General features: G+C 59.1%; 13 protein-coding genes, 1 tRNA gene and 2 pseudogenes. 7 read left to right on the top strand and 9 right to left on the bottom strand.

Annotated features, from left to right (window positions below; translation table 11 throughout):
• The gene (locus tag FHT97_RS25190) at nucleotides 1-1,329 is read right to left on the bottom strand and encodes a mechanosensitive ion channel family protein (protein ID WP_348649641.1); all 1,329 of its coding nucleotides are present in this window, start codon (nucleotides 1,327-1,329) and stop codon (nucleotides 1-3) included.
• Entirely contained in the window at nucleotides 1,298-1,492 is a 195-nt protein-coding gene (locus FHT97_RS31635) for a hypothetical protein (RefSeq protein WP_348649640.1), read from the bottom strand. The genes FHT97_RS25190 and FHT97_RS31635 overlap by 32 nt, the downstream gene beginning before the upstream one ends.
• Before the next feature lie 484 nt (nucleotides 1,493-1,976).
• On the opposite strand from FHT97_RS31635, the gene FHT97_RS31470 reads away from it, so the two are divergent.
• Together FHT97_RS31470 and FHT97_RS25180 are read left to right on the top strand one after the other, a co-directional pair.
• Nucleotides 1,977-2,423: a helix-turn-helix transcriptional regulator gene (locus tag FHT97_RS31470; protein WP_183864611.1), complete on the top strand. Its 447-nt coding sequence runs from the start codon at nucleotides 1,977-1,979 to the stop codon at nucleotides 2,421-2,423.
• Between the two features lie 134 nt (nucleotides 2,424-2,557).
• The gene (locus tag FHT97_RS25180) at nucleotides 2,558-2,860 is read left to right on the top strand and encodes a hypothetical protein (protein ID WP_183864610.1); all 303 of its coding nucleotides are present in this window, start codon (nucleotides 2,558-2,560) and stop codon (nucleotides 2,858-2,860) included.
• Nucleotides 2,861-3,155: 295 nt separating this feature from the next.
• Here FHT97_RS25180 and FHT97_RS25175 read toward each other — a convergent pair whose 3' ends face one another.
• Complete coding sequence (locus FHT97_RS25175) at nucleotides 3,156-4,679, bottom strand: aldehyde dehydrogenase (NADP(+)) (protein ID WP_183864609.1); 1,524 nt, start codon at nucleotides 4,677-4,679, stop codon at nucleotides 3,156-3,158.
• A 55-nt stretch (nucleotides 4,680-4,734) separates the two neighbouring features.
• A pseudogene (locus FHT97_RS31080) lies at nucleotides 4,735-4,867 on the bottom strand (formate dehydrogenase oxidoreductase); the annotation flags it as partial.
• 162 nt (nucleotides 4,868-5,029) lie between these two features.
• Between FHT97_RS31080 and FHT97_RS25170 the strand changes: the two are divergent.
• Nucleotides 5,030-5,152, top strand: a pseudogene (locus FHT97_RS25170) (alcohol dehydrogenase catalytic domain-containing protein); the annotation flags it as partial.
• 285 nt (nucleotides 5,153-5,437) lie between these two features.
• Here FHT97_RS25170 and FHT97_RS25165 read toward each other — a convergent pair.
• Nucleotides 5,438-5,522, bottom strand: a tRNA-Leu gene (locus FHT97_RS25165).
• Nucleotides 5,523-5,694: 172 nt separating this feature from the next.
• Between FHT97_RS25165 and lipB the strand changes: the two genes are divergently transcribed.
• The gene (lipB, locus tag FHT97_RS25160; protein WP_183864608.1) at nucleotides 5,695-6,411 is read left to right on the top strand and encodes a lipoyl(octanoyl) transferase LipB; all 717 of its coding nucleotides are present in this window, start codon (nucleotides 5,695-5,697) and stop codon (nucleotides 6,409-6,411) included.
• A 70-nt stretch (nucleotides 6,412-6,481) separates the two neighbouring features.
• Here lipB and FHT97_RS25155 read toward each other — a convergent pair whose 3' ends face one another.
• Both FHT97_RS25155 and FHT97_RS25150 read right to left on the bottom strand, forming a co-directional pair.
• Nucleotides 6,482-6,850 (bottom strand): hypothetical protein, encoded by a 369-nt coding sequence (locus FHT97_RS25155; protein ID WP_183864607.1) that lies wholly within the window; start codon nucleotides 6,848-6,850, stop codon nucleotides 6,482-6,484.
• Nucleotides 6,851-7,099: 249 nt separating this feature from the next.
• Nucleotides 7,100-7,594, bottom strand: coding sequence for a peptide deformylase (locus tag FHT97_RS25150; RefSeq protein WP_183864606.1), 495 nt, complete (start codon nucleotides 7,592-7,594; stop codon nucleotides 7,100-7,102).
• Between the two features lie 165 nt (nucleotides 7,595-7,759).
• On the opposite strand from FHT97_RS25150, the gene mgtE reads away from it, so the two are divergent.
• Nucleotides 7,760-9,175 carry a magnesium transporter gene (mgtE, locus tag FHT97_RS25145; protein ID WP_183864629.1) on the top strand — a complete coding sequence of 472 codons (1,416 nt, stop codon included), beginning with the start codon at nucleotides 7,760-7,762 and terminating at the stop codon, nucleotides 9,173-9,175.
• A gap of 76 nt (nucleotides 9,176-9,251) precedes the next feature.
• Nucleotides 9,252-9,644 (top strand): MerR family DNA-binding transcriptional regulator, encoded by a 393-nt coding sequence (locus FHT97_RS25140; RefSeq protein ID WP_016554043.1) that lies wholly within the window; start codon nucleotides 9,252-9,254, stop codon nucleotides 9,642-9,644.
• Here FHT97_RS25140 and FHT97_RS25135 read toward each other — a convergent pair whose 3' ends face one another.
• Together FHT97_RS25135 and FHT97_RS25130 are read right to left on the bottom strand one after the other, a co-directional pair.
• On the bottom strand, nucleotides 9,645-10,631 hold the full coding sequence (locus tag FHT97_RS25135; protein WP_183864605.1) for a DUF1624 domain-containing protein: 987 nt from the start codon (nucleotides 10,629-10,631) through the stop codon (nucleotides 9,645-9,647). It abuts the gene before it with no gap.
• Nucleotides 10,632-11,396, bottom strand: a complete 765-nt coding sequence (locus FHT97_RS25130; RefSeq protein WP_183864628.1) for a DUF599 family protein — start codon at nucleotides 11,394-11,396, stop codon at nucleotides 10,632-10,634. It lies immediately after the preceding gene.
• A 185-nt stretch (nucleotides 11,397-11,581) separates the two neighbouring features.
• Between FHT97_RS25130 and FHT97_RS25125 the strand changes: the two genes are divergently transcribed.
• Nucleotides 11,582-12,988, top strand: coding sequence for an L-serine ammonia-lyase (locus tag FHT97_RS25125; protein WP_183864604.1), 1,407 nt, complete (start codon nucleotides 11,582-11,584; stop codon nucleotides 12,986-12,988).
• Nucleotides 12,989-13,006 lie beyond the last annotated feature (18 nt).

The raw sequence follows: 13,006 nt of genomic DNA, 5'->3' as shown, positions 1-13,006 counted from the left end.
TTAATGAGGAAGCCTGAACAGGTGCCGTATCTTGGCCGCCAGTGAAATCGGATGTGCCTCCGCGCCAGCGCTGCCATCTGCCTTGAGGTGCTCCTCGGTCTCCACGCGCTTCGCCAAGAGCTGGCTCAGTTCCTCCACGAGCGCAGGACGCTCGTGCATCACGCTCGCGAGATGGTCCTTCGAGATCTCATAGACGACGACGAAGGTGAGGGCGCGCATCGTGGCGGGCTCCGGCGCCCCCATCAGAACCCCACGTTCGCCGAATAGATCTCCGGGGGCCAGTCGGGTCAGCTCCTCGCGCCCGCCATCGTCATCGTCCAGCTCGACCGACACGACTCCGCTGCGCACAATCATCAGAGACGTCATTGAGGCATTCTGCGGTGCGATCACCGCCCCCTTCTTGAACGTGCAACGCGTCATGCTATTTGCGACCGTCTCCATCTCGTCTTCCGTGAGAGCCGAGAACAGCGGGATCGATGTCAGGAGCCGCCAAGGCGTGCCGGGATGTTTGGAAGAGTCTGACGACGTTGCTTCCATTAGAACGTTCGCCGCCGTCGAGAGCTGGATGCCTGCCGCCTTTGCATGCCGATAAACCAGGTCGAAGATCTCGTTCTTGGCAATTCCGGTTTGGCCGAGGCTGGCGACCTTGAAGGACAACTCGACCTCGACCGCGGAACCGTCGAGACCTGTGACTGACACGGACGGCGGAGGGAACTTCAGAATCGAGTTCGCGCTGAGGAGCACCGTTTTCATCGTCTCCTCGATGGCCGCTGGCGTTCGTGTCGGAAGTGCCCTGATGACCACCTTGGATCCATGGACGGAGTCAGTACCTGTGAGATTCGTCAGCGTGGCCTTGGCGAGTGTGCTGTTGGGAACGATCACCAGGTCGTTCGTGTCGTTCAGGAGATGCGTCGAACGCCAGTTCGTTTCGACCACCTGACCGCGGACGCCTCCTTCGACCTCGATCCAGTCGCCAACGGTGTACGGACGTCCAAGGTTCAGTGCGATCCCGGAAAAAACGTCGTTCAGGGTGCTCTGTAGTGCGAGACCCAGCACGATGGCGAAGACCCCGGAGGTAGCGATCAGGGTTCGCACCGGAAGGTCAAACACGAAGGCTATGATGGAGAGAGCCGCACCGAGATAGATAAAAGCGACCAGCAAGTCCTGGATCAGGCGTCCTTCTCGGGGCTTTCGCTCGAAGATGAGGTAGACGCGCACTGAGCTGGCCAGAACCATCGCACCGCCAACCCACCATGCTGCCTTGGCGATACCGATGAACGTCTTGTGCGTGAGATCTTCATCGACGACCCGCAGTCCAGGGAGCCACATCGTTGCCCACGAGCAAGATGGTGAGGATGACGAAGAATGCAATGTGAACGAGGAACCGCTGTGTCGGCTTCCCGCGGACGAGGGCTCTCGCGAACACCAGGACGAGGACAAGCGCCGCGAACTGGGTGATCGGATCGAGCGCAAGCTGCAGAACGTTGTCCATGGACGTCATCTTCACGTGGCCTGTTGATGTCCGCGCTATTGACAGTGCAGGAGCATCCCTCGTCAAGAAGGCGCGTGACTGGTTGGGACATGCAAAGGCATTCGGCCAGAGCACGCTCGGCCTCTTGAGGGGGCGGTAACGGCGTAAGGAGCGATGTAAGCGCTCTCGCCTATTGACGGTCATGCGCTCGGGAAAATCGCGAGCGGACGGGTAGCTGGCTTGACGGCCCGCCATTCGATGCCGAGCCAGATATAGCTCGTATCCACCCCAGGGGCTTTCGATTGCGTCGGATGTAGGTGTCTGGCGTGAAAGGTGGATTCCTGATGTCAGAAAGCCTGAATGCGGGAAGGCCCCCGATAGTTTGACGGGGGCCTTTGCCGGACTCGGGCGGGGGTGGTCGCCCACGTCCGCCGCAGCTACGATGTAGGAGTCGGGTCAGACCGCAACAACGGACGGTCGTCTTCAACGGTACAGATCGACGGACATGTTCAGCCAGAGCAAGGTCGTCGCAAGGCTTAAGGAAAGTGTGCTTCCGGTCGCATTGGAGGAACTGCTCTTCGCCAGGGCGGAGAAGCAGAGCATCGCCGTCAGGATAGCAGGTGTCTTCTACGACGATGGGTTCGCCTGCAACGTGGGCATCTCACTACACGACGCTTGGGGCCACCAGTACCTTTTCATGGTTTCCGGATCGGATTGCTCGCAAGCTGGGCTTGCCGATCTGGTCTTCGGGCTGATGACGGCTTTGGACAAGCTCACGCGCGGGAGTGGTGAAGCCAAACTGTTATCCCGTAGAGAGCTCGAATGTCTGCGTTGGTCGGCGGCAGGGAAGAGTAGTGACGAGATTGCAATTATCCTGAGCTTGAGCAGCCACACGGTCACAGCATACCTGAAGACCGCGATGAAGAAGCTGGACGTTAAAACGCGCGTGTAAGCAGTCGTCATGGCGTATCGGCTTAAGCTGCTTTGACCCGGATTGGGCGGTGCGGCCCTTATGCTGCCATCCTTTGTGGCGAACAACGGCCAGCCGACGTCCGGCCCTATACGAAATGACATGAGGAATTTTAGATGCTGAAGATCGCCATTGCCACAGCGACTGCACTGCTTGCCATTGCGCCACTGGCGCATGCATCAAGCGACGCGGCGTGGAACGCGCTCTATGCAAAGGCCAATGGCACCTGCATCGGGCAATCACGTATGGTGTCTCCAGAGGCGACTGCCCCAGTCGTTTTCGATGATGCCACCGCAAAGGTCGCTGTCCTGCTTAGAGAGAAGAACCCGAAGACGAAGAAACTCGTCAATGTGATCTGCCTGTACGACAAGAAGTCCGGCAAGGCGTCGATCGCTGAGTATCGATGGTTGGGTCAGTAATACAGTCTCGCGGCGCGCCTCCCGAAGCGAATTGCTGCTTCCGATATTCTCGGCGAAATCGCCCCAAACTTCAGGACAGTGCAGTCCTCTTGCGTCGGGCGATGCTAATTCGCGTCAGCACAACTGCGCCGTCGTATTCCGCGACGGCGTCTTTTCCGGTCGAGCAACGGCGCATACCCGAATCTTTCTTCCTGGACACGGTGCCCGTCCCCGACTCGGTCTGATAGGCCACGCCGGGGCGGCCCGACGTGTGAATGAGGGCCGCCGACGCAACGTTCGGCGGCCCTAGCCTCAACTATCGCAGCACCTCGGGAAGAAGTGTGCTTGAAAAGTCCTGGTAGGATACGGGCCTCAGGAAACGGTAGATGGCCAGCGTTCCGACGGATGTGGATCGACCGTCTGCGGTTGCAGGGTAGGGACCGCCATGGACCATCGCCGGAGAGACTTCGACACCCGTTCCGAAACCGTTTACGAGCAGGCGGCCCGCAAGCATCTCAAGCTTAGGAACGAGACGGCGAGCATCGGCCTCGTCGTCGTCGGAGACGAACAGTGCCACCGTCAGCTGCCCCTCCAGTGCGTCGATGACCGCTTCGAGTTCCGCAAGGTCCCGGCATCGAACGACGAGGCCAGCGGCGCCGAACACCTCATCTTGAAGCTCATGATGTTCCAGAAGCGCGGATGCGGTGGTCTCGAATAGAGCGGCCGTGCCTTCAAATTCGCTGCCGGGTTTCCCCGACGCGATGGCCCGCACTTCCGGATGCACGCGGAGGCGTTCGACGCCTTCGCAGAAGGCTCTGGCAATCGACGGGGTCAGCATCGCCTGGGGTGCGACCTCGGGCAGAAGTTCAGCCGTCCTCGCGACGAAGGCATCAAGCGCTTCACCATCTACGGCCAGCAGGAGGCCGGGGTTAGTGCAGAACTGTCCGGCACCGAGGATCAGCGAGGAGACGAACGCCGATGCGATGCTTTCGACGTCCCGTTCGAGTGCATTCGGAAACAGAATGACCGGATTGATGCTGCTCATCTCGGCGTAGACTGGAATTGGCTGGCGGAGCTTTGACGCAATATCCATCAACGCCGTGCCACCGCGGCGCGACCCGGTGAAGCCCACCGCGCGAATTCTGTGATCGGCAACGAGTTTCTGACCTACCTCGAAACCCGTGTCGAAAAGCAGGGAAAAGGTCCCGGGATGAAGGCGACAGACCGCCACCGCCCGCTGCACGGCGCGTCCTACGAGTTCAGACGTTCCCGGATGCGCAGAATGCGCCTTGACGACCACAGGGCAACCAGCCGCGAGCGCCGAAGCTGTGTCTCCACCCGCAACAGAGAAAGCGAGCGGGAAATTAGACGCGCCGAAGACTGCAACTGGTCCAATAGGGACATTGCGGAGGCGCAAATCTGGTTTCGGAACGGGCTTTCGGGACGGATCACCTTCATCGAAACGCAGCTCCTGGAAGCGGCCTGCGCGGACTTCCTTTGCAAACAGCCGGAGCTGCCCTGTCGTGCGGTTCCTTTCGCCCTCGAGCCTTCCGCGGGGAAGTCCGGTCTCCGACATGGCCCGGACGATCAGCTCGTCGCCGATCGCCTCGATTTCTGTGGCGATCTTTTCCAGAAATGCAGCTCTGCTTTCGAGGTTAGTCTCGCGATAGGATGCGAAGGCTTCCCACGCTTGCGCCGTTGCTGCCTCTACGTCGTCGGGCGACGCGCCTCCGAACGAGACGAGGAGGGATCTCCCGGTGGCTGCCTCAATCCCGTAAAAGTCGCCATTCGAGCCGCGCTTTTCCGTTCCCGCGACGAGCAGGCTTCCGTTGATTGTCATGATCGATGTTCCTTTCAGATGGCGGTAGCGGATATAGGAACTGAGGTTGCTTCTGTCACCACGACTGATACCCCTTATGTAAGGGCGTTCCCGACTGGCGGTCGAAATGATCGAGCGCCACCACCGCGTTCATCTCCCGGTATCGCCCCACGCACAATGTCATAGCTCACAGCCGTAAACCCGCTGACGAAGCCGAAGGTCGCACTACTGCAGATGAGAAAAGGTCACAACCTGGCGAGGACTGTGGCCACGTCGGGCTGACGCTCAGAGAGCATCCCATCGCATTTCTTCGACGGGATCTTCAGAAGCGCAACAACTTCACATGTTCAGAGGCGATGAACGTCCGAGACAATCATGGTGGGTTCAGTACAGTGCGGGTTCGCGAGCCGATGATCCTCGGCCACGAGGTGGCTGGAACGATCAAGGCAATCGGTCAGGGCGTTTCCCAGCTTGCTGTCGGAGATCGCGTGGCGTGACGATTCGATCTTGTGGTGTCGCCGAACTGTTTTTGTTTAGAAGGCCGGTATCATTATGGACGACACGGACCGAAAGAGCGCTCGCTTGTCAACTTTACTTCCCGGGAGGGCGCACCAGGCAATTCAAAAAACCGTCAATATAAAGCGCTGAAGGTCCTAACCATCGCTTCGCATTCATAAAAATAACTATTTTTTTGAGCCACAAATTAGCACAAAACCGTGCCACAAAAGACCCAGTCGCCAACCGAAAAGATCAACGGAAACAATCCTCCTGAGAGGAGATGGTGCGGTCGAGAAGACTCGAACTTCCACGGGTTGCCCCACAGCGACCTCAACGCTGCGCGTCTACCAATTCCGCCACGACCGCATCGTGGTAGGTGCCAGTTTGTGCCGGCGACGCAGCATGTAGCAAAAGGTTTTTCGGGACACAAGGGCGATATGACAGATTTTTTCAAAACAAATCACAGCATTTGAATCGGCTTCGAAACGGGGCCATATAGGCCTTCGCAGCGCTGCCTCCGGAGCAGCCTCGACAAGGAATGGCTATGTTACGCACAGATCTCGAATACTCCATGATGCCGCGCGAAGGGTCCCGGCCGGCCCGATGGCGCATCGCCGACGGCCTGGTGCCTTATCAGGAGGCTGTGGAAAACATGGAACGCGAGGTCGCTGCGATTGCCGAAGGCGGCGACGAGCTCGTCTGGCTCGTGGAACATCCGCCTCTTTATACAGCCGGGACCAGCGCGGACGCCAAAGACCTGGTGCAGCCGGATCGATTCCCTGTCTTCGCAACGGGACGCGGCGGCGAATATACCTATCACGGACCTGGCCAGCGCGTTGCGTACGTCATGCTCGACCTGAAACGCAGACGCCAGGACGTGCGCGCCTTTGTTGCTGCGCTCGAAGAAGTGGTCATCCGCACGCTTGATTCGATGAACGTCCGCGGCGAGCGGCGCGAGGACCGGGTTGGTGTCTGGGTACGCAGGCCCGACAAAGGAGCTCTGCCCGATGGCACGATGGCGGAGGACAAGATCGCAGCGCTGGGCATCCGGCTGCGGAAGTGGGTAACCTTTCACGGGCTCTCACTGAACGTCGAACCCGATCTCGATCATTTCAGCGGAATCGTCCCGTGCGGGATTTCGGCCTACGGCGTAACGAGCCTCGTCGATCTTGGGCTGCCGGTCATGATGGCCGATGTCGACATCCTTCTTCGGCAGGCATTCGAATCGGTTTTCGGAGATACGGTCAACGATTAGGGGACACGGGGCCACCCTTTTAGTGAGTGGCAAAGGGCCGGATAACCAACCGGCCCTTTGCTGCGGTTCGCTATTTATCACCGATGTCGCGGCAGGCATCGGAATGTGATGCCCCGCTATCGCCGCCGGCGGTATGCACCTTGGAGTTCGTCTTCATGTAGTCGCAGTCGGGCAGGGGCTTGATGCTGGCCGTCGTCGTCCTGTCAACGTTCGGCGACATATGGGTCGGCGCAAAACCGTCGCTGTCATTCGTGTAGTCGTCGGAATATTCAGGTGCCTTGCGATTGACGTAGTGCACCGGCTTTTTCGCCGTGGTCTGGACGGGCGCGAAGCCGTCACTGTCATTGCTGTAGTCGTTCGAGTACTGGGTTTGAGCGAAGGCCGCACCTGCAAGGCCGAGGACGAGAATGGAAGTGGCGGCAGCAAATCTGAAGCGCATGGAATATCTCCTCAATTCTTCGTTGTAATCACAACGATACCAAACCCTCGGCAACGACGACTTCGCGCTCGAATTGCGGCAAGAATGTGAGTGAAAAATCACGTGGGCAGCGCCGCTTTATCAAATGAAATCACAGATACGCGACCCGATTTGACAGCTTTGTGATAGCACGCTGTTTTCTAAGCCACGGCGGGTATTCAGCAAAGTTTGCACAACCAAAGAGGGATCGTTTATTCCTCTGCACCACCACTACGCACGCGACTTCTCCCACCGTTTCACCAGTCGCTCGCGCTTGAGTCTCGACAGACGTTGTATCCAGAAGACGCCGTCGAGCTGATCGATCTCGTGCTGGATGCAAACTGCGAGGAATCCCTCCGCATCCTCCTCCTGCTCAGCCCCAGCTAGATCACGGTAGCGAACGCGAATCGCCTTGGGCCGCACAACCTCGTCGGTCACACCAGGCATCGAGACGCTTCCTTCGACATGGCGAATCGTCTCGTCGGAGGCAAAACTGATTTCAGGATTGACGTAGTGGCGTATGCCTTCGTCGCGGCTGAGCTCGATGACGACCACCCGAAGAAAAACGCCGATGTGGGCAGCGGTGATGCCGACCCCGGGGGCGGCCCGCATCGTATCCAGCAGATCATCAGCGAGTCCACGAAGGCTTTGGTCGAAAACCTCGACAGGCCTGCAAACGGTTCGGAGACCGACGTCGGGGAAACGCAATATTGGGCGGACAGCCACTGCCAAGGCTCCTCATTCAAGATGCAGGGAAACTATCGTTGCGCAGGCGCATTGTCATCCAGGCAAGGCGTTTGCGGCTGGACGGACCTCTAGCTTTCCGCTAGCACGAATCTCGACACTTCGGCGCTTAGTCATTGAACTTCAAACGAGATGCGAGGGCGGCAAATCATGACGAACGACGCAGAAGAGCTCGTCCGCCCGCGGCCAGATAGCGGCGAAACCGACATCTATGATGAAAATGGCAACGTCCGTGGCGATTTCCTCGCGCTGGTCGGCGCAGCCATCGCCGATCGCGACACGATCTTCCTGCGCCAACACGTCGCGCGCCTGCACGAATCGGAAATAGGCGACCTTCTCGAATCGCTGCAGCCCGACCAACGACTTGCGCTCGTTCGCCTGCTTGGCGACGAATTCGACATGACGGCGCTGACGGAGGTCGACGAAACGATTCGTCGCGAGATCGTCGACCAGATGCCGAACGAGCAGATCGCCGCGGCAATCGGTGAACTCGATTCGGACGACGCTGTTTACATTCTCGAGGACCTCGACACCGAGGACCGGGAAGAAATCCTTGCGCAGCTGCCGTTTACCGAACGGGTGCGCTTGCGGCGCGCACTTGACTACCCCGAAAGCTCGGCTGGGCGCCGCATGCAGACCGAATTCGTCGCTGTTCCGCCGTTTTGGACGGTCGGCCAGACGATCGACTACATGCGCGACGAGGAGGACCTGCCGTACTCCTTCTCGCAGATCTTCGTTATCGACCCGACATTCAAGTTGTTGGGTGCCGTCGATCTGGACAAGATCCTGCGCACAAAGCGGCAAACCAAGATCGAATCCATCATGCGGGAGACGAACCATCCGATTCCCGCAGAGATGGACCAGGAAGAAGCCGCCCAGCTTTTCGAACAGTACGACCTTCTATCTGCCGCTGTCGTCGACGAGAACGACAGGCTGGTCGGCGTCCTCACGATCGACGACGTCGTTGACGTCATCCACGAGGAGGCAGACGAAGATATCAAGCGCCTCGGCGGCGTCGGCGACGAAGAACTGTCCGACAATGTCTTCTCGACGGTGCGCTCGCGCTTTCTCTGGCTGGTGATCAATCTCGGGACAGCGCTGTTGTCGGCAAGCGTCATTGGACTGTTCGACGAATCGATCGAGAAGATGATCGCGCTGGCCGTGCTGATGCCGATCGTTGCATCCATGGGTGGCAATGCGGGAACACAGACGATGACGGTCACCGTCCGCGCCTTGGCGACCGGCGACATCGACATCTACAATGCCGGCCGCATTATTCGTAGAGAGGCGGGGGTCGGCGTCGCCAACGGCGCGCTCTTCTCCGTCATCATGGGTGCGATTGCCGCTACTTGGTTCCACGACTACCAGCTAGGCTTCGTGATCGGCGCGGCGATGGTTATTAATCTCTTTGCGGCGGCGCTTGCCGGAATTCTGTTGCCGTTGCTATTGGATAAAGTCGGCGCAGATCCCGCCATCGCGTCCTCTGTTTTCGTCACAACCGTCACCGATTGCACAGGCTTTTTTGCGTTTCTCGGCATCGCGACATGGTGGTTCGGAATTTAGCCGGCTCGAATTCGCCTGCAGAAATTGACTATTACGTAAAAGTCAATATTATCGGTTCTTCAATGGTGGGGAACCTATGCCGGTCAGCAAATACTATAGCATAACCGAGTTGACGCGCGAGTTTGGTGTATCGACACGTACGCTTCGGTTCTACGAAGACGAAGGATTGATCCATCCGGAGCGACGCGGACGCACGCGACTGTTCCGTCCGGCGGATCGGCGTCTGATCCAGGAAATCCTCCGTGGCCGGCGCATCGGTTTCACGATCGCGGAAATCCGCGAGATCATCCAGGTCTACAAAGAGCCACCCGGCGAGCTCGGTCAGTTGAAGCTCTTGATGAAACGCGTTGACGAGAAACGCGAAGATCTGCGCCAGAAGCGCAAGGATATCGACGATACCCTCGCCGAACTCGACAATATTGAAGAGGCATGCCTCGGTCGGCTGGCGGACATCGGCGTCGGCACCTGATTATTGGGTGTTGGCGCTGCACTCGCTGGCAAGCGCCATGATCCGCCCGTCATCCGGCTTGACAGCGCCAGACTGGAATTCCGTGAAGAGGTATTGCGCCTGTAGCGCATCAAGGGTGCACTGGCAGAAGCTGCGGCATAGCGCTTCGCCTTCCTGCATCATGCAAGAGGCATTGCATTGCCTCAGGTAGGTTTCGACCGGGTCCGGCTTAGCAGGCGGAACAATTAGGGATAGCCCGTAGGCGACCGCGATCAACACCGGCTGATGAATAAGGTAGAAGGCGAGGCTATGACGCCCAACCTTTGCCGTCAGGCTTGAACCCGCGCCAAGCTTGGCAAGCCTCTCGAGCAGCCCCGTCCTCACGGCAATCAGAGTCGCTGTCATGCCAAGCAAGAAAGAAACCGCCCAGGGGAAGATCGGGACAAAGTCGTTCGATCTTTGCGGCATCTCCGCCAAGCCGATCCAGGCAAGGTAGCGCGGATTGAAGATCGGCGAGCGCAACAGATCCGGCGCGACCCATGTATCAACAACCCATGCCGCGGCAACAGCGGCGGTCGCGGCGATGGTGACAGGCAAGGGCAGACGCAAGAAGACAAGCCCGAGCAGGCTTAGGACTGCGATGCAATGGAGGATGCCGAAGAAGATCCATTCGCCGGGGAAGACGAACCACGTCACCACTGAAATCGCAAGCGCTGCGGCGGCGATCATTGCAAGCCGCTTCCAGAACGACCGCCAGCGGATCGCTGGCGTGTTTGCGAGGACCAGGCTGACGCCGACAATGAACAGGAAGGTCGATGCGATGGCGCGGGCATAGAGCTTCAGCCAGCCGGTCTCAGCTGTACCTGGGGCGAGGTAGCCCATGAACTCCATATCCCAGGTAAAATGGTAGGTCGCCATTGCCAGCAGGGCGACACCGCGCGCTGCATCCAGCAAGCCGATGCGAGGCGGCCTGACGCTCACATGTGTTTCCGTTGCCAAAGCGGTCATTCACAGTCCCTCAGATGAGTCGCTGCCATCGGTAGACGGCTTGGCGCGGGGCACAGGAGAAAGGTGGAGATTTGATGGCGGTTGGACGTCCATGATCGCCAGCCGCGCCTCGGAGAAAAACTGCCGCCTCGTCAGCACGACAATCACGATCGTTGTCGTCAGCATGAAGACATAGGGGTTGATGAACCAGCCGAGGTAGCCAATCGATAAGAAGATGGCGCGCAGCCCTTCGTTGAAATGGCCTGCTGCAATGATGTTCATCCGGATGACGCGTTCCGCCGCCCGCTCGGCGGCAACTACATCCTGTTCGGTGTCACGCATCATCGGAATCGAACCAAAAAGGATCGTGCAATAGTTAAATAGGCGATACGACCAACCAAACTTGAAAAAGGCATAGCCGAAAAGCGCTGCCAGGCCGCCGACCTTCATTTCAAAGACGGCATGCCCGCTATGAAAGACGTAGGGCAAGTCGGCGAAGACGGCATCAACCTTTTCCGTGGCGCCCAGCAGGGCAAAGCAGCTGCCGATGGCGAAAATCGACGTCGATGCAAAGAATGCGGTGCCATTCTGCAGGCCGGCCATGATCTGGGTGTCGATCATCTTCAAATCGCGCCGCAGCGAATTGTAGATCCACTCGCGCCGGCGTTCCCGCATGGCATGGGTGAGGCTAGTTCTGCCGAAGAAGCTCGAGCTGTGCAGCAGGCGCGCATAGCCGAACCAGATTGCTGCAAAGAAGACCAGTGCAATGTAATCCGCTGTCGTCATCATTATATTGAATCAGGCTCCCGTCGCCGCGCCACTCTACAGATGCGGGCGCACGTCGCAATGACTGGCAAGTGGCAGCACTTCGTTTTACAGATGTCGCACGCGTGAAATGCCATGTCGGTCCATCGCAGGGATCGTGAGAGCCGGTAGCGTAGGTTTGCGCAGCAACTTAACAGGACGCAGTCATGTTCCTTTCCGTTTTCGACGTCTTCAAGATCGGTGTCGGGCCCTCCAGTTCGCACACGATGGGTCCGATGACTGCCGCCAACCGATTCCTTGATCTCATTCTGTCGAACGACTGGCCGCGCCCGACTTCTGGCGCCCAGGTCGCGTCCATAAAGGTCAGCCTGCACGGTTCGCTAGCGCATACCGGGATCGGACACGGGACGGGCAGGGCCGTCATCCTCGGCCTGATGGGCGAGCAGCCTGACAGCGTCGATCCGGACAAGATGGACGGCATCATCAGCCAGGTGGAGCGCTCCGGCCGCATCTCGCCGCCCGGGCATCCGAGCTATGGCTTTCAGCCGAAGACCGACCTGGTTTTCGACAAGAAGCAGCCGTTGCCGGGCCACGCCAACGGCATGTCGCTTTCCGCTTTCGACAAGGACGGTCGGATGCTGATCAAGCGTATCTATTATTCCGTCGGCGGCGGCTTCGTCGTGACTGACACCGAACTCGAGCAGATGCGCGCGAAGAAGAAGACACCCTCCGATTCGCTGAAGGTCCCGTATCCTTTCTCTTCGGCCAAGCAGATGCTCGACATGGCCGCGCGTTCCGGCCTCTCGATCGCCCAGATGAAGCGCGCCAATGAGGAAACGGAACGCAGCCGCGAGGAACTGGACGCAGGTCTTGATCGGATCTGGGAAGCAATGCGCTCCTGCATCGAACGCGGCCTCAAGGTCGATGGCATCATGCCAGGCGGGCTGAACGTTCGCCGCCGCGCTCGCTCGATCCACGACAAGCTGCAGGAGGAATGGCGCAGCAACCGCATCAACCCGCTGCTCGCGAACGATTGGCTGAGTGTCTACGCCATGGCCGTCAACGAGGAGAATGCTGCCGGCGGCCGCGTCGTGACCGCTCCGACGAACGGTGCTGCCGGCGTCATTCCAGCAACGATCCGCTACTACGAGCATTTTCACGATGATTGGGACCAGAACGGCATCCGCGACTACCTGCTGACCGCGGCGGCGGTCGGTGGGATCATCAAGCACAACGCCTCGATCTCCGGCGCCGAGGTCGGCTGTCAGGGCGAAGTAGGCTCTGCGGCCGCCATGGCGGCTGCCGGTCTTGCTGCGGTCATGGGCGGCACGCCAGAGCAGATCGAGAACGCCGCCGAAATAGCGCTGGAACATCATCTCGGCATGAGCTGCGATCCGGTCGCGGGCCTCGTGCAGGTTCCCTGTATCGAACGAAATGCCCTCGGCGCGGTCAAGGCGGTCACAGCCGCCTCGCTTGCGATCAAAGGCGACGGCAAGCACTTCGTTCCGCTCGACGCGTGCATCGAAACCATGCGGCAGACGGGCAACGACATGAGCGAGAAGTACAAGGAGACATCCACCGGCGGGCTTGCTGTCAATGTCGTGGAGTGTTGACTTTGTGGACATGCGACT

This window comes from Rhizobium sp. BK399, from assembly GCF_014194695.1.
In the GTDB taxonomy this organism is placed as follows: domain Bacteria; phylum Pseudomonadota; class Alphaproteobacteria; order Rhizobiales; family Rhizobiaceae; genus Rhizobium.
This window is presented reverse-complemented; position numbering and strand designations above follow the sequence as displayed.

Coding starts and splice junctions, on each gene's coding strand:
- FHT97_RS25135 (WP_183864605.1), bottom strand. CDS start 10,631: ATGACCGCTTTGGCAACGGAAACACATGTGAGCGTCAGGCCGCCTCGC.
- FHT97_RS25155 (WP_183864607.1), bottom strand. CDS start 6,850: ATGCGCTTCAGATTTGCTGCCGCCACTTCCATTCTCGTCCTCGGCCTT.
- FHT97_RS25175 (WP_183864609.1), bottom strand. CDS start 4,679: ATGACAATCAACGGAAGCCTGCTCGTCGCGGGAACGGAAAAGCGCGGC.
- FHT97_RS31635 (WP_348649640.1), bottom strand. CDS start 1,492: ATGGACAACGTTCTGCAGCTTGCGCTCGATCCGATCACCCAGTTCGCG.
- FHT97_RS25190 (WP_348649641.1), bottom strand. CDS start 1,329: ATGTGGCTCCCTGGACTGCGGGTCGTCGATGAAGATCTCACGCACAAG.
- FHT97_RS25140 (WP_016554043.1), top strand. CDS start 9,252: ATGCCGGTCAGCAAATACTATAGCATAACCGAGTTGACGCGCGAGTTT.
- FHT97_RS25180 (WP_183864610.1), top strand. CDS start 2,558: ATGCTGAAGATCGCCATTGCCACAGCGACTGCACTGCTTGCCATTGCG.
- FHT97_RS25130 (WP_183864628.1), bottom strand. CDS start 11,396: ATGACGACAGCGGATTACATTGCACTGGTCTTCTTTGCAGCAATCTGG.
- FHT97_RS25125 (WP_183864604.1), top strand. CDS start 11,582: ATGTTCCTTTCCGTTTTCGACGTCTTCAAGATCGGTGTCGGGCCCTCC.
- lipB (WP_183864608.1), top strand. CDS start 5,695: ATGGCTATGTTACGCACAGATCTCGAATACTCCATGATGCCGCGCGAA.
- FHT97_RS31470 (WP_183864611.1), top strand. CDS start 1,977: ATGTTCAGCCAGAGCAAGGTCGTCGCAAGGCTTAAGGAAAGTGTGCTT.